Raw genomic sequence first — 16,497 nt, forward strand, 5'->3', positions numbered from 1 at the left:
TGCGAGATGCGAGATGCGAGAGAGTATGGCAAAGCCAAATTACAGGCAATAAAAAAGGAGAACCGAAGTTCTCCTTTTCTTAAACCTTTAAGCTAACTCTAAATTATAGAGATGCTTTCGCTTTTTCAACTAGAACAGCAAATGCTGCTTTGTCGAATACTGCGATGTCAGCAAGAATCTTACGGTCGATCTCGATAGATGCTTTCTTTAGGCCATTGATGAAACGGCTGTAAGATAGACCATTTTGACGAGATGCCGCGTTGATACGTGCAATCCAAAGTTGACGGAATTGACGTTTCTTGTTGCGACGGTCACGGTAAGCGTATTGACCAGCTTTGGTAACTGCTTGGAAAGCTACGCGGTAAACACGTGAACGTGCTCCGTAGTAACCTTTAGCTTGTTTTAGAACTTTCTTATGACGTGCACGAGCTTGTACACCACGTTTTACGCGAGGCATTATGCTTCTCCTAAACTAAACGAATTTATAAACTAAAAAGAATTAAGCGTATGGCATCATACGTAGAACTTGAGCAACTTCACATTTAGGAAGGATCGAGTTCGGACGTAGCTGACGCTTGTTCTTAGTAGTACGCTTAGTCAGGATGTGACGTTTACCAGCGTGCTTAAACTTAATACCACCAGCAGTTTTCTGGAAACGCTTAGCAGCACCTTTGTTGGTTTTCATCTTAGGCATGATGAATAACTCCGCATTGTTGAGTTGTTAATAACATAGTAATTAGGGCGAATAAAACCCCGCAACCTGAGGCTGCAGGGTTCAATTACTTGCAAAGCCGTTAATTACTTCTTTTTAGGGGCCAACACCATGATCATCTGGCGACCTTCAATTCTCGTTGGGAAAGATTCGACTACTGCAAATTCTTCAGTATCCGCTTTCAAACGATTAAGAACGTCAACACCGATTTCTTGGTGAGCCATTTCGCGGCCACGGAAGCGAATTGTTACCTTCACTTTGTTGCCGTCTTCTAGGAAACCAGTCAGGTTGCGTAGTTTTACCTGATAGTCTCCAATATCAGTTCCAGGTCGGAATTTAATTTCCTTGATCTGAACCTGCTTTTGCTTCTTCTTCTGCTCTTTCGCAGCTTTGCTCTTCTCGAAGAGGAACTTACCGTAGTCCATCACACGACAAACTGGCGGCTCGGCGTTAGGGCTGATCTCTACAAGATCCATACCAGCTTCATTTGCAGCTTCCATCGCTTCAGCGATTGATACTACACCAACAGCTTCGCCGTCTGCGCCAGTTAGACGCACTTCACGAACGCCACGAATGTCACCGTTTAAACGGTGCTGGTTTTGTTTGGCCGGTTGTTGGCCACGTCTTCCGCCTTTAATAGCTATTCCTCCAGATTGAGCTTACGGCTTGAAACCTCGGCTTGGATGTATGAAATAAAGTCATCCACTTTAAATTTGCCAAGGTCCTTACCTTTACGTGTACGTACTGCAATTTCGCCGGCTTCCATTTCTTGGTCACCACACACAAGCATGAACGGTACACGTTTCAAAGTATGTTCGCGGATTTTAAAGCCAATCTTCTCATTTCTCAAGTCTGCTTTGACTCTAAATCCACTTTTTTGCAGTTTTTTCGTAATTTCTTGTACATATTCAGACTGTTTGTCTGTAATGCCCATTACAACTGCTTGTTCTGGCGCCAACCACGTTGGGAAGAAGCCAGCGTATTCTTCAATAAGAATACCAATGAAGCGTTCTAGTGAACCTAAAATCGCGCGGTGGATCATAACTGGCGTGTGACGCTCGTTATCTTCACCTACGTAAGTAGCACCTAAACGTTCTGGTAATGCAAAATCGAGCTGCACTGTACCACATTGCCAAGCGCGGTCCAAACAATCATGCAAAGTAAATTCAATCTTAGGTCCGTAGAACGCACCCTCGCCTTCTTGAATCTCGTATGCAATGTCCATTGCCTCTAGCGCTTGCTTAAGGTCAGCCTCTGCACGGTCCCACATTTCGTCTGAACCTACACGCTGTTCTGGACGAGTAGATAGCTTAACAACGATGCTTTCGAAGCCGAAAGTTGTGTAAGTATCGTAAACCATTTCAATACAAGCTTTAACTTCTTGTTGAACTTGGTCTTCAGTACAGAATACGTGAGCATCATCTTGAGTGAAGCCACGAACACGCATAATGCCGTGAAGTGCGCCAGACGGCTCGTTACGGTGACATGAGCCGAACTCAGCCATACGTAGCGGTAGATCACGGTAAGATTTCAAACCTTGGTTGAAGATTTGAACGTGACCAGGACAGTTCATTGGCTTGATAGCGTATTCACGGTTCTCTGAAGAAGTAGTGAACATCGCTTCAGCGTACTTATCCCAGTGACCAGAGCGTTCCCAAAGAACACGGTCCATCATTAATGGGCCTTTAACTTCTTGGTAATCGTACTCAGTCAGTTTTTGACGAATAAATACTTCTAGCTCACGGAAGACAGTCCAACCGTTGTGGTGCCAGAACACCATGCCTGGTGCTTCTTGCTGCATGTGGAATAGGTCAAGCGCTTTACCGATTTTACGGTGGTCACGTTTAGCCGCTTCTTCTAGGCGCACAAGGTGAGCTTTAAGTGCCTTCTTGTCGTGGAATGCAGTGCCGTAGATACGTTGAAGCATCTTGTTGTCACTGTTACCACGCCAGTATGCACCCGCTACGTTAAGTAGAGTGAAGTGCTGGCAGAAGCTCATGTTAGGCACGTGTGGACCACGACACATATCGATGTATTCTTCGTGATGGTACAGGCCTGGACGATCGTCTTTAGAGACGTTCTCGTCCAAGATTTCAATCTTGTAAGTCTCGCCGCGAGCTTCGAATGCGTCGCGCGCTTCCTGCCAGCTAACTTTCTTCTTAACAACCTGGTATTTGGTCTTCGCTAGATCTTTCATGCGCTTTTCGATCTTTTCTAGATCGTCTTGCGTTAGAGAGTGCTCAAGATCGATATCGTAGTAGAAACCGTTATCGATAGTAGGACCGATCGCCATTTTCGCTTCTGGAAAAAGCTGCTTAACCGCGTGGCCTAAAAGGTGAGCACAAGAGTGACGAACGATTTCAAGGCCATCAACTTCATCTTTAGCTGTGATGATTTCTAGGCTTGCATCGTTTTCGATAAGATCACAAGCATCAACACGCTCGCCGTCTACACGACCAGCAATGGTAGCTTTCGCAAGACCAGGACCGATTGATAGGGCAACATCTAGAGTTGATACAGGGTTGTCAAATTGACGCTGACTACCGTCAGGAAGAGTAATAATTGGCATTATTTGTCCTTTACAGTGGTGTTGCACACCAAGCAACACATGAAAATGTTTAATATATGTCTTTCAATCAACGAGTACGCTGATTGGGGATATATGCATAATAAATATACCCACATAGAAGCAAATACAGATGCCACATCTGTGAGTAGCCGAACATTGTAACGAAATTATATGAAATGACAATGTTAGTCCCACAGCGCCACAAAAACTACATAACTTAAATGTCTCTTCTATATAGGACCTTCTAACACCCTAAGCTAACGTTCAATGATTGGTTCTTTGTCTTTATTTACAAACAAAAAAGCCGAACGGTTAAGTTCGGCTATAGAAATCGTACTGTCTTGTCTCTATTAATAGAAAGAGTTACTACTAACAGAGAGAGCAACTACGCACTCATGATTCTTGAGACGGTGTTGCGAATGTCAGAGTCAGCCGCGTTCGCAGGCAGAGTGAACGAGATGTATTGGTCACCGCGGAAACTCAGTGAGCGGTCAATTTCAGCTAAGCAGTGAACCATAGAACCATCTACGATGAATGACAGCTCGATTTCTTTGTTATTCATGAAACCGCCGCTGCGAAATTCAATCTCTTGGTAACAACCCGAACGTGATGCGAAGGTGTTACCTTTCAAGTAGCCCTTCTCTACGTCTGCTTTCACCATTGCCATACCTGAAGCTTCAACACCTTGAATGATTTTCGCGACTGTTGGTAATGGGTGAACAGAGATAAAATCACGGTCTTTAGGGTCAATCGCGAAACCGATATCTAAGTTGGTTTCTACCCAAACATGGCACTGGTTCATTTTTGCGTTCAACGCAGTCACTGGCGTTTCATCATTAAGCTTAAGACGGAATGGCACCAACTTAGTTTCGCCGGGTTGAATCACAAACGGCTCTACGGCTTGAATACGACCGAGTGAAAAGGTTTCGTAACTGGTGCTATCTTCTGTTTCCACTTTAACTTCTGTGTTGAGAACCAAGTTGATCAGGTCGATTTGTTGCTCAACGTCACCACCAACAATGTGAACATTGCCAGACAACTCTCCACCTTGGAAAACTTCAATATTATCTAAGACAGTATCAACCTTTGCTGCACCGATGCCCAACGAGGCCTTTAATTTCTTAAACATATTATTTCCCTTTCTAATTATCTGATTTACGAATAGTTATTGCGTGACAATTTGCGACACTTGCCTCACAGAATCAAGCAATTTGCCCCATCTATGTTGAATAAGGTCACATTGCCCGAGGAAATGTTGAAATCGTGAAAAATTCCGTTACTCTATTTGTATAGTCAAATAAGGTTTCATTATGTCGAAAGCACCGCTCTACCTTCAGATAAAACAGTTCATAGATGACAAGATCAGCAGTGGTCATTGGCCGGTGGGTTATCAAATTACCACCGAACTCGAACTCACCGAGCAGTTCAATGTAAGTAGAATGACGGTCAATAAAGCCATTCGAGATCTTGTGTCTGAAGGTAAGCTCATCAGGAAGCCAAGACTGGGTACTTTTGTTTGTGAACCCGACGAAAAAGCGCAATCTCCGCTGCTTGATATCAACAACATCGCGCAAGAGATCAAAGACCGCGGCCAAACGTATACTAGTCAAGTTATCAAGCACGATAGCATCAAGGCTGATGAAAGCACGGCTACACGGTTAGGTGTGATGATTAACGCAGAAGTGTTCTATAGTGAAATCATACACTTTGCGGACAACGCACCGATTCAATTGGAAGCGCGCTGGGTGAACTCTCAAGCCGCTCCAAAATACCTAGAGCAAGACTTTTCAACCTCTACGCCCAACGAATACCTTTCAAAAAGCTGCCCGTTAAGTGCTATCGAGCACACGGTTGAAGCCATTATTCCAGATTCTCAAATCAGAACGTCACTAAAGCTATCTGAATCAGAACCTTGCCTTCTTTTGAATAGAAGAACATGGAGCAAAGAACGCCTCATCAGCTTTGCATTGCTCTACCATCCTGGCTCTAAGTACAAATTAAGCTCCAAGATACTTCTAGAATAAAGAACATCATCCTGATCGCCGATCACATTTTTGCAACATCAACTTGATTCGGGTCAGCGTTTAGCCTATTTATTTGTATATACATTTAATATTTAGAAAAGATCTAGGTGATTATGAATTTGATCCTCAAAAACGCACGAGTGGTCTCCATGAGCTCGGGAGCAGACGGTTATCAACCTTCTTTCCCGCAAGATATCGTTATCGAGAACGGTAAGATCGTATCCCTGTCACACTCAAGCGATGAGTCACTTCATTGTGAAACGGCGAGTGCTAGCCGCTCTGTTGATCACATCACCTACGACTGCAAAAACAAGCTCGTCACACCTGGGCTGATTGATTGCCACACTCATCTGGTGTTTGCAGGTAATCGTGCCAATGAATTTGAACAACGGTTAAATGGTGTCTCCTACACCGACATCGCAAAGCAAGGCGGTGGTATTTTAGCGACGGTAACGGCGACACGAGCCGCACAAGAAGCCGAACTGGTTGAGAAGGCGCTGCCTAGATTAGACGGCCTGCTAAGAAGTGGTGTCACCAGCGTTGAAGTAAAGTCTGGCTATGGTTTAACGCTTAATGACGAGCTTAAGATGTTACGTGCTGCTAAAGCCTTAGAAAACCACCGTCGTATTAAAATCACCACCACACTCCTTGCAGCACATGCTGTACCACCAGAATATAAAGAACAGCCAGATCGTTACGTTGATCTGGTATGCCAAGAGATCATCCCTAAAGCCGCAGAGCAAGGACTAGCTGACGCGGTCGACGTATTCTGCGAATCGATCGGCTTCAACCTAGAACAAACCGATCGTGTATTTGCGGCTGCTAAAGAACATGGGCTAGCGATCAAAGGCCACACAGAGCAGCTTTCTAACATGGGCGGCAGTGCGCTTGCCGCGAAATACGGTGCTCTGTCTGTTGATCATGTTGAGTACCTAGATGAAACCGGAGTAAAAGCACTGGCTAAATCAGGAACAGTCGCCACCTTATTACCGGGCGCTTTCTACTTTTTGAAAGAGACACAGCAGCCACCTATTGCCCTACTTCGGGAGCACAACATTCCAATGGCAATCGCGACCGACTTAAACCCCGGCACTTCTCCTTTTGCTAATTTAACACTGATGATGAACATGAGCTGCACCCTATTTGGCACAACCCCAGAGGAAGCATTACGTGGGGTAACTTGCCATGCAGCCGCTGCCATTGGCGAATCGCAAAACAGAGGCAAAATTGAAGTGGGTTACTCTGCTGATTTGGCTATCTGGAATATCGAGCACCCTGCCGACTTAAGCTATCAAGTTGGTGTTCCTCACCTGCATAAGCGCATTGTTAATGGCGAGGTCTGTCATGACTCAATCTAAATCCAGCTGCACTAATACAGTATCCACCACTCACAACTTTGTGTGGACGGGGCGTAATGACCTTGAAGATGGCGAGCTCGGTACTCGTGTTCATCACATTACCACGCAAGTACAAAGTAATGTTTTAAATGAAGGGCTTACTGACAACGCTGTTGCCTTGGTTGGCTTTGCTAGCGATGCCGGAGTGGCAAGAAATAAAGGACGTGTTGGCGCAAAACAAGCACCTAATTTGATTCGCCAAGCGTTAGCTAATATGGCTTGGCACTGTGATACACGCATTGCTGATCTTGGCGATATCGAATGTAACGATGATCAATTAGAAGTGAGCCAGAAGCAGTGCGCTACTGTGATTGCCAATGCGCTATCCACCGGCAAAGTTATTACCCTTGGCGGTGGTCACGAAGTCGCTTGGGCTTCTTTCCAAGGCCTAGCTGAGCATCTTCACAGAACTCAATCAGATCACAAACCTAAGATAGGCATCGTTAACTTTGATGCTCACTTTGACCTTCGTGAATTTGAAAGCGACATCGCTGACGTCAAACCAAGCTCAGGCACACCCTTTAATCAGATTAGCGAATACTGCCACACACATCAGTGGCCATTTCATTACGCGTGTCTCGGTGTAAGTGCCGCCAGCAATACCAAAGCGCTTTTCAACAAAGCCGACCAACTTGGTGTGTGGTACGAACATGATCGCGATATCACCCAAGTAAACCAAATTGCTCAACTGGTTAAGTTGCAAAAATTCATCGCTGAGTGTGATTACCTCTATCTCACTATTGATCTCGATGTCTTCCCAGCGGCGACTGCGCCGGGTGTTAGTGCCCCAGCAGCAAGAGGCGTTAGCTATGAAGCGCTCGCGCCTTTCCTAGAACAGATTTTTAAACACAGTGAGAAACTCATTATCGCGGACATTGCGGAATATAACCCAGACTACGACGTCGACGGCCAAACGGCTCGATTGGCGGCTCGTTTGTATTGGGATATTGCCAGTGCAATGGCCAGTGAATAAGCCAGCTATATAGATAAATACAACTACAACGATATAACGTGAAACAGAAGGAATTCCAAAATGACGGAACACCACAACAGTGACCCTCGTCTCGACACGACTCGCGAAATTCGCGCACCTCACGGCACCACTTTGCGCGCTAAATCTTGGTTAACAGAAGCACCACTGCGTATGCTGATGAACAACCTAGACCCTGATGTGGCAGAACACCCACATGCACTGGTTGTGTATGGCGGTATTGGTCGCGCGGCACGTGATTGGAAATGTTATGACAAAATTGTTGAAGTATTAGAGCGTTTAGAGGACGACCAAACGTTACTTGTTCAATCCGGTAAACCTGTGGGCGTGTTCCCGACTCATAAAAACGCACCTCGCGTACTGATCGCTAACTCGAACCTTGTTCCACACTGGGCGAACTGGGAACACTTCAACGAGCTCGATAAAGAAGGCTTGATGATGTACGGCCAAATGACCGCGGGCAGCTGGATCTACATCGGTTCACAAGGCATCGTTCAAGGTACTTACGAAACCTTTGTCGCTATCGCGAAGAAGCACTTCCAAGGTGAAGCAAACGGCAAGTGGGTTCTAACGGGCGGTCTTGGTGGAATGGGCGGCGCTCAACCTCTTGCTGCAACGATGGCTGGCTTCTCAATGATCGCAGTGGAGTGTGATGAATCACGAATCGACTACCGCTTGCGTACTGGCTATGTAGACAAAAAAGCCACCAGCTTAGATGAAGCGATGGCAATGATTAAAGAGTCAGACACGCCAATCTCTGTTGGCTTATTAGGTAACGCCGCAGACGTCTTCCCAGAGTTAGTTGAACGCAATATCACACCTGATGTGGTGACTGACCAAACCTCTGCCCACGATCCTCTTAACGGCTACTTGCCGCAAGGTTGGACGATGGAGAAAGCCGCACAAGAGCGCTCCATTGATGAAGCAAAAGTGGTGAAAGCCGCTAAGCAGTCCATGGCGATTCAAGTACAAGCGATGTTAGACCTGCAATACCGCGGCGCAGCGACCGTGGATTACGGTAATAACATTCGCCAAATGGCACTGGAAGAAGGCGTAGAAAACGCGTTTGATTTCCCAGGTTTCGTTCCGGCTTATATTCGACCTTTATTCTGCGAAGGTATTGGTCCTTTCCGTTGGGCGGCACTATCTGGTGACCCAGAAGACATCTACAAAACAGACCAAAAAGTAAAAGAACTGATTCCAGACAACCCACATCTACATAACTGGCTAGATATGGCGCGTGAACGCATTCAGTTCCAAGGCCTGCCAGCGCGTATTTGTTGGGTTGGCTTGAAAGATCGTGAACGCTTAGGCCAAGCATTCAATGAAATGGTGAAAAATGGCGAACTGAAAGCACCAGTTGTTATCGGTCGTGACCACCTAGATTCAGGTTCAGTAGCAAGCCCGAACCGCGAAACAGAAGGCATGATGGATGGATCAGATGCCGTATCAGATTGGCCTCTATTGAATGCCCTTCTGAACACAGCGGGCGGCGCAACTTGGGTTTCTTTGCACCACGGTGGTGGCGTTGGTATGGGCTTCTCGCAACACTCAGGCATGGTGATTTGTTGTGACGGCAGTGAAGATGCATCACAGCGTATTGCTCGCGTACTTCACAATGACCCAGCAACCGGCGTTATGCGTCATGCTGATGCAGGTTACGATATTGCCAAGCAATGTGCCAAAGAGCAGAAGCTTGATTTACCTATGCTAAACGAAGAACTTCGTCGCCTTTAACTTCTGGAGAGAACATGTTGAATTTATTACTTAAACCAGGACTTCTAGGCCTGCCTGAACTTCGAAAAATCAGCCGTAGCCCTGTAAACTTATCACTCGATCCAGCAGCGATTCCTGATATTGAAGCGAGCATGCACGTTGTAGAACAAGTGATTGCTGAAGATCGCACTGTGTATGGCATCAATACGGGTTTTGGCTTATTAGCAAACACCAAAATTGCGCCTGAAGATCTCGAAGTTCTACAGAAAAGTATCGTACTTTCTCACGCTGCGGGCATTGGCAAGTTCATGTCTGATGAAACCGTACGCTTGATGATGGTATTGAAGATTAACAGCTTGTCTCGCGGTTACTCTGGTATCCGCCTCAAAGTGATTAACGCTCTTATCGATCTTGTGAACGCGCAGGTTTACCCGTGTGTTCCACAAAAAGGATCAGTAGGCGCATCTGGAGATCTTGCTCCCCTCGCCCACATGAGTACCGTTCTGCTAGGTGAAGGCCAAGCACGCCACAACGGCAAGATCATCACTGGCTTAGAAGCAATGCAGATCGCAGGTCTTGAACCAATCACACTTGCGCCGAAAGAAGGCTTAGCGCTGTTAAACGGCACACAAGCATCGACTGCCTTTGCATTAGAAGGTCTGTTCGCAGCGGAAGACTTGTTTGCGTCTGCAACCGTATGTGGTGCAATGTCTGTTGAAGCTGCGCTGGGTAGTCGTCGTCCGTTTGACCCTCGAATTCATCGCGTTCGTGGTCATCGTGGTCAAATGGATGCCGCGCTTGCTTATCGCCATATGCTTGATCAAAAGAGTGAGATTGGTGAATCACACACTTGCTGTGAAAAGGTTCAAGACCCTTACTCGTTGCGCTGTCAGCCTCAAGTGATGGGTGCCTGTTTACAGCAAATTCGTAATTCAGCAGAAACGTTAAACGTTGAAGCGAACTCGGTATCGGATAACCCACTGGTATTTGCTGAAGACGGCGACATTATTTCAGGTGGTAACTTCCACGCAGAACCTGTGGCAATGGCAGCGGATAACCTAGCACTTGCGATTGCAGAAATTGGTAGCCTTTCTGAACGAAGAATGGCACTGCTGATTGATAGCGCACTAAGCAAACTTCCACCTTTCTTAGTCGATAACGGCGGCGTTAACTCAGGCTTTATGATTGCTCAAGTAACGTCTGCTGCTCTGGCAAGCGAGAATAAAACACTGGCACACCCAGCTTCAGTAGACAGCCTTCCAACATCGGCAAACCAAGAAGATCATGTATCTATGGCAACCTTTGCGGGTCGTCGACTGCGTGACATGGCAGAAAACACCCGTGGCATCTTGGCCGTTGAGTACTTAGCAGCCGCACAAGGGCTAGACTTCCGAGCACCAAATCTCTCTTCTCCTCGAGTAGAAGAAGCAAAACAGATACTGCGCGAGAAAGTCAGCTTCTACGACAAAGACCGTTACTTCTCACCGGATATCGAGCAAGCAAATCTACTGCTCAAATTATCAGTGCATAACCATCTAATGCCAGAAGGCCTACTGTGTAGCTTCTAAGGTTTGGCGAAATAGCACGTCATATAAACAGGGGCTATTGATTAGCCCTTGTTGCATTGAATCCAAGCCCCTATTCCCCTCAAAATCGTCACATACCATCCAACGTATTTATCTAATCGACTGATATATAAGCAAAGTTAACTGGATAGACCATTAGAACGAAGTTAGTTAGCTATAATCCACCCCAGATTTGATGACTAATAGCGATACTATGTTTCTGACACCTTACTTTTCTACTGAAGACAATCAATTTCAATTCACTCGTGAACAAGCAAGCCACTTTGCTAAAAAAGTAGCTGGCGATTTCAACCCGATTCACGATGAAGACAACAAGCGCTTCTGTGTACCTGGCGATCTTTTATTTGCAGTACTTCTGCAAAAAGAAGGCATCAGCCAAAAAATGCGTTTTGATTTTTCAGGTATGGTTGGTAACGGTATTGCGTTAAGCGTTGACAACAAGTGTGAAAAAGAGAGCTCACTTATCGATGCAAATGGTAAAGAGTACCTACACATGTCTTGTGAAGGTGAGAAGAGCCATGATCAAGCATTCATCGAGCACGTAGTAACAAACTACGTTAAGTTCTCTGGCATGAACTTCCCACACATCATGGTTCCTCTTATGGAAGAACAACAAATGATGATCAACTGCCAACGTCCTCTAGTGATTTACGAGAGCATGGAAGTTGAATTTACTCGCCTAGACCTGTCTCACCCAGAAGTTGAATTCTCTGGCGCGACTTTTGATGTTGAAGGAAAACGTGGCATCGTGACCCTGAACTTCGATTTCAAAGAAGACGGCGAAGTAGTAGGTAAAGGCGTGAAGCGTATGGTAGCAAGTGGCCTTAAGCCATACGACCAAGCTTCTGTAGACGACCTAGTAAACCGCTTCAACGAACGCAAAGAGATGTTTCTAGCTCAGTTCACAGCCGCTGCTTAATCAGCTCTAGAACAAGATCAATAAAGCCCAGCTTGATAATCTCAAGCTGGGCTTTTTTATTTCGATTACTAAGCCAGCACTCAAATCATCACTAAATCCAGCGTCTAACCTTTTGTTTGTAATCAACATATTCTGCGCCGAATAATTGTTCTAGTGCTCGCTCTTCGGGTTTGATTTGGAAGTAATTCATGTAGATTACGAAGCCAAAGCTAAGTAGTACACTGAAGATATTCTGGAAGAAGTAGCCAAAGCAAAATAGCAGGATGAACAACCCTAAGTACATTGGGTTTCGCGTATAGCCAAAAATTCCACTGTCCACGACGGCTGAAGCGGTTTCTACTTTGATCGGGTTAACGGTGGTTTTCTGTTTTCGAAATTCCAATATGCCGGATATTCCGATCACACCACTCAATGTGACTCCGATTCCTAACACAATCATCCCATAAGGCAATGCCAGTGTCCCTTGGCTCAACTGTTGAGCGCAGAAGTATGATGCTACGAATACAATAATGAACAGTGCAACTGGTGGTACTTTTAATTCTAGAAATTTCATACTTTTCCTTATTAACATTCCTTTGTTAGTTTAGAAAAAAGCCCAGCAATTGCTGGGCTAAATGTATTAGAGAATTTTTGCTAGCGCCTGTAATGGGTGAGCAAGCTTCTCACCTTCAAAACGCTTCACTTGGCTGCGGCAAGAATAGCCCGTCACCAAGCAACGATCTTTTGGTAAGTCCTGCATTTGAGGCTTCCAGCTTAAACCATATATGTCTTTCGACATTTGTAGCTTATCGACTTCGTGGCCGAAAGTTCCCGCCATACCACAACAGCCGACAGGAACGCTGGTTAACGCCGCCCCAAAGTGTTTGAAGATAGTACCCCACTCTTTTTCAGCGTTCGGCATTTTGGTTTTCTCAGCACAGTGAGCAAACAAGTACCACATATCTTCACTTGCTGAGCGTGCTTCGAACTCACCTAGCGATGGCATTAACCATTCATGCACAGTAAGTACATCAAAGTCGCCGCGCTTGTCACCTAAGATCTCGACATATTCATCGCGGTAACAAAGCACAAGAGCAGGATCAACACCGACCAAAGGAATTCCGATATCCGCCACCATCGACAAGAAACCCGAAGTCGATTTCGCCTCACGTGCAAAACGATTTAAGAAGCCCTTGATGTGCAACGCTTTACCATTCGGTTTGAACGGCAGCAGTACCGGAGTTTTGCCAAGTTTTTGAGCCAGAGTGACGAAGTCTTCAATCACCTCGGCATCATAGAAGCTGGTAAACGGGTCTTGAACGATCAGCACATGCTGTTTCTTCTGTTCAGAAGACAAGCCTTCTAAATACTGTAAATCGAAGAGTTGCAGCTCTTTACTCGCTAGACGATTTTTGAGCGTAGGCACCGACATCAATGGTGCATCAACATAACCGACCGTTTTAGCTGTTGCCGTTTGGATCCACTTTTGACCCAATGCAGCGTTGACTACTTTTGGCGCTTTCGCCATCAGCGGCAGCATGGTTTCAATGTTGGCAACTAGATAATCTTTTGCAGGGCGCTGGTAACGCGAGTAGTAGATGTTCAAGAATCGAGAACGGAAACTTGGTACATCGACTTTGATCGGACATTGACTCGCACACGCTTTACACGCCAAACAACCGTTCATCGCCTCATGAACTTCATGCGAGAAATCGTACTCATGACGTTTGTTCATCGTATTGCGAACACGCTCAATCATAGTCTTAACGGGTGTGTTGTCTTTCAACGCTTCTTGCTCAAGGTCGAGAATATCAACGCCTTGTTCAGTCAGTTGACGCAACCACTCTCTTACCAAGCCTGCGCGGCCTTTGGGTGAGTGACGTCGGTCAGCCGTAACTTTCATTGAAGGACACATTGGCGAGCTAGTATCGTAGTTGAAACACAAGCCGTTACCGTTACATTCCATTGCTTGCTTGAAGCTGTCACGAACTTGTACGTCGATCTGACGGTCGTAGAAACCACGCTTGGTATCGGTGACTTTCACCAATTCAGCGTCACTTTCTAAAGGCGTACAGATCTTGCCTGGGTTCATCTTGTTGTGCGGGTCGAATGCTGCTTTAATACGTCTTAATTCGGTAAACAGCTCTTCACCAAAGAAGTCTGGGCCATACTCAGAACGGAAACCTTTACCGTGCTCGCCCCACATTAAACCGCCGTATTTCGCCACCAGCTTAACCACTTCATCAGAGACTTCATGCATCAATGCTTCTTGCATCGGGTCACACAGATCCAATGCTGGACGAACGTGTAATACGCCCGCGTCAACGTGACCAAACATGCCGTAATTCAACTCTTTTGAATCGAGTAACACTCTAAATTCAGAGATGAAATCCGCGAGGTTTTCTGGTGGTACACAAGTATCTTCAGCAAAAGCGACTGGCTTAGCTCGGCCTTTCGCCGCACCTAACAGACCCACTGCTTTCTTACGCATGTTGTAGATTCGGCCAATGCTCGCCAAATCGCTACAAACTTGAAAACCAATCACGCCGGCTTCTTCGCTTTCAACCATGGTTTCAAGGCGTGCAGTCAGCGCTTGAACTTGCTGTTCAACTTCCGCTTCATCTTGGCCTGCAAACTCAACCATGTTGATGCCAAGCATCTCTTTGTTCGGAACATCAGTCAGCAAATCGCTCACGGTGTGCCAAACGATGTCTTGCTTCGCTAGGTTCAATACTCTTGAATCTACCGTTTCAACAGACAGTGCTTTCGCTTCCACCATGAACGGCGCATTACGCAGCGCAGAATCAAACGTGTTGTATTTCACGTTAACCAGTGTGCGCGCTTTTGGAATCTTGGTTAGGTTTAACTTTGCTTCCGTGATGAATGCTAAAGAACCTTCAGCGCCACATAGAACGCGAGTTAGGTCAAAGCTGTCATCTTGTTCGTTGATTGCATTCTTTAGGTCATAGCCTGTTAAGAAGCGATTCAGCGGAGGGAATTTATCTAAGATTTGAGCGCGTTTGTCTCGACAAACCGCCTCTGTCACCGTAAGTGCATGGTGAGCGAATTCACCCTCTACAGGTAAGCCGTGTGATAAATCAGATTCTAGACATGAACCATCTGCGAACACCGCTTGCAGCGACAATACATGGTCAGACGTTTTGCCGTACTTCAATGACCCTTGGCCCGAAGCATCGGTATTGATCATGCCACCCAAGGTTGCTCGGTTACTGGTAGAAAGGTCTGGAGAGAAAAAGTAACCATAAGGGCGAACAGCGTCGTTCAATTGATCTTTAACGACACCAGACTGAACTCTTACCCAGCCCTCTTTCTCGTTAATCTCAAGAACCTTATTCATGTATCGCGACAGGTCAACCACGACACCTTTTGTTAAAGATTGTCCGTTGGTTCCGGTACCGCCGCCACGAGGGGAAAAAGTCACGCGTTCGTAAGCGGATTTAGAAACCACTTTACCGATAAGCACAACGTCTTGCGTTGTTTTAGGAAGGATGACCGCCTGCGGCAATTGCTGATAGACACTATTATCAGTCGCCACAGCCAAACGGCTAGAATATTGAGATTCAATGTCGCCAGTAAAGCCCGCTGTTTTTAGTTCATCTAAAAAGCGTACGACAACTGGATCGACATCAGCATTGAGTTGAAGTCTTGGTAACATTTGCTTCCTGCCCCTACTTCGCTGATCCTATCAGCATTGGGTTATCTGAGATTTATAATAATTTTCTTTGAATTTCGTCACTTTACTACTATTAAGATCATATAAAAAGGTGATCAAATCAGAATCTCAGTGCAAGAATGGAGAAATAGTCACTTTCGTCTTAATTCAGTAACAATATACTGAATAACATTTTGTTTAAGACATCTCCACGAGCACATCACAATGAAAAAAAACAAAACAGTCACAACTGAAGATATCCTTCTTAAACTATGCCAATCAGTCTCAAGCGTACTGACTTCAGCGACGGCTTCTCAGGTGTCCTATTCAGCCATGGTTCAAAAGATCAACAAGACAAGCCTAAAGCCAGATTTTGGTTGCTTCGTTCTGTTTGACGGCGGCTTTTCTGGTCTCGTTGTTATTAATTTTACGTCCAAAGCAGCGCTAGAGATCTACACCAATTACATGCGCAATATGGGCATGCCTGAAAACGAGCTTGCTGTGCTTCATACTTCAGACGAAGTGGGTGATGTATTGGGTGAGTTGATGAACCAATTAGTTGGCGATTTCACCAATAAAATCCGCAAAGAGCTGCAAACCAACATCACACAAAACCAACCGAAAATGCTGGCTCTGAACAAGCAAGTTAACCTTTCTGTTGATACCAATCTCGACCGTCCACAAGCTCGTCGTGTGACCTTCTCTACCGCTAATAACAACATCTTCTACCTTGAGCTTGCGATGGATAAGACTGAGTTCATTCAATTAGAAGAATTTGAAATCGCAGAAGACGAATGTCCAGATAGCATTCTTGAGGCGACTCAGAAAAAAATGCAAGAAGCGAACAAGCCAGCTCAAAGCTCTGGCAATGATTCTGCGGCAGATCTACTCGATGAACTGGGTATCTAGTTTACGAATGCTCTAGACATAT

Annotated in this window: 14 protein-coding genes; 7 read left to right on the forward strand and 7 right to left on the reverse strand. The window is 45.7% G+C overall.

From position 1 onward, the window contains the following. Window positions 1–103: 103 nt before the first annotated feature. The 5 genes from rplT to AB4583_RS00065 all read right to left on the reverse strand — a co-directional run bounded on the left by rplT (window position 104) and on the right by AB4583_RS00065 (window position 4,410). Window positions 104–457, reverse strand: a complete 354-nt coding sequence (gene rplT, locus AB4583_RS00045) for a 50S ribosomal protein L20 (protein ID WP_004733517.1) — start codon at window positions 455–457, stop codon at window positions 104–106. A gap of 42 nt (window positions 458–499) precedes the next feature. After that, on the reverse strand, window positions 500–694 hold the full coding sequence (gene rpmI, locus AB4583_RS00050) for a 50S ribosomal protein L35 (RefSeq protein ID WP_004738430.1): 195 nt from the start codon (window positions 692–694) through the stop codon (window positions 500–502). Window positions 695–798: 104 nt separating this feature from the next. Beyond that, window positions 799–1,350, reverse strand: a complete 552-nt coding sequence (gene infC, locus AB4583_RS00055) for a translation initiation factor IF-3 (protein ID WP_076654893.1) — start codon at window positions 1,348–1,350, stop codon at window positions 799–801. A 2-nt stretch (window positions 1,351–1,352) separates the two neighbouring features. Then, window positions 1,353–3,281 (reverse strand): threonine--tRNA ligase, encoded by a 1,929-nt coding sequence (gene thrS / locus AB4583_RS00060; protein WP_372050970.1) that lies wholly within the window; start codon window positions 3,279–3,281, stop codon window positions 1,353–1,355. Between the two features lie 385 nt (window positions 3,282–3,666). Continuing rightward, window positions 3,667–4,410, reverse strand: coding sequence for a sporulation protein (locus tag AB4583_RS00065; RefSeq protein ID WP_372050971.1), 744 nt, complete (start codon window positions 4,408–4,410; stop codon window positions 3,667–3,669). A gap of 181 nt (window positions 4,411–4,591) precedes the next feature. Here AB4583_RS00065 and hutC point away from each other — a divergent pair, with 181 nt between their 5' ends. The 6 genes from hutC to AB4583_RS00095 all read left to right on the forward strand — a co-directional run bounded on the left by hutC (window position 4,592) and on the right by AB4583_RS00095 (window position 11,914). Continuing rightward, entirely contained in the window at window positions 4,592–5,305 is a 714-nt protein-coding gene (hutC, locus tag AB4583_RS00070) for a histidine utilization repressor (protein WP_372050972.1), read from the forward strand. Window positions 5,306–5,418: 113 nt separating this feature from the next. After that, entirely contained in the window at window positions 5,419–6,663 is a 1,245-nt protein-coding gene (hutI, locus tag AB4583_RS00075) for an imidazolonepropionase (protein WP_372115996.1), read from the forward strand. Continuing rightward, a complete protein-coding gene (gene hutG / locus AB4583_RS00080) occupies window positions 6,650–7,675 on the forward strand; it encodes a formimidoylglutamase (RefSeq protein ID WP_372115997.1) in 1,026 nt (341 codons plus the stop codon). Before hutI ends, hutG begins: the two co-directional genes overlap by 14 nt. Window positions 7,676–7,735: 60 nt before the next feature. Continuing rightward, window positions 7,736–9,430, forward strand: coding sequence for a urocanate hydratase (hutU, locus tag AB4583_RS00085; RefSeq protein ID WP_017063597.1), 1,695 nt, complete (start codon window positions 7,736–7,738; stop codon window positions 9,428–9,430). A gap of 14 nt (window positions 9,431–9,444) precedes the next feature. Beyond that, window positions 9,445–10,977, forward strand: coding sequence for a histidine ammonia-lyase (gene hutH / locus AB4583_RS00090; protein ID WP_102320505.1), 1,533 nt, complete (start codon window positions 9,445–9,447; stop codon window positions 10,975–10,977). 211 nt (window positions 10,978–11,188) lie between these two features. Continuing rightward, window positions 11,189–11,914, forward strand: a complete 726-nt coding sequence (locus AB4583_RS00095; protein WP_017067089.1) for a DUF3581 domain-containing protein — start codon at window positions 11,189–11,191, stop codon at window positions 11,912–11,914. A gap of 91 nt (window positions 11,915–12,005) precedes the next feature. Here AB4583_RS00095 and AB4583_RS00100 read toward each other — a convergent pair whose 3' ends face one another. Further along, window positions 12,006–12,467 carry an isoprenylcysteine carboxylmethyltransferase family protein gene (locus tag AB4583_RS00100; protein WP_017066183.1) on the reverse strand — a complete coding sequence of 154 codons (462 nt, stop codon included), beginning with the start codon at window positions 12,465–12,467 and terminating at the stop codon, window positions 12,006–12,008. A gap of 66 nt (window positions 12,468–12,533) precedes the next feature. Further along, window positions 12,534–15,569: an FAD-binding and (Fe-S)-binding domain-containing protein gene (locus AB4583_RS00105; protein ID WP_372115998.1), complete on the reverse strand. Its 3,036-nt coding sequence runs from the start codon at window positions 15,567–15,569 to the stop codon at window positions 12,534–12,536. A 222-nt stretch (window positions 15,570–15,791) separates the two neighbouring features. Here AB4583_RS00105 and AB4583_RS00110 point away from each other — a divergent pair, with 222 nt between their 5' ends. Continuing rightward, window positions 15,792–16,475 (forward strand): DUF3334 family protein, encoded by a 684-nt coding sequence (locus AB4583_RS00110; protein WP_017059770.1) that lies wholly within the window; start codon window positions 15,792–15,794, stop codon window positions 16,473–16,475. Window positions 16,476–16,497: the final 22 nt, after the last annotated feature.

Origin of the sequence: Vibrio sp. 10N.222.49.C12 (assembly GCF_041475025.1) — a bacterium.
GTDB lineage: Bacteria > Pseudomonadota > Gammaproteobacteria > Enterobacterales > Vibrionaceae > Vibrio > Vibrio crassostreae_C.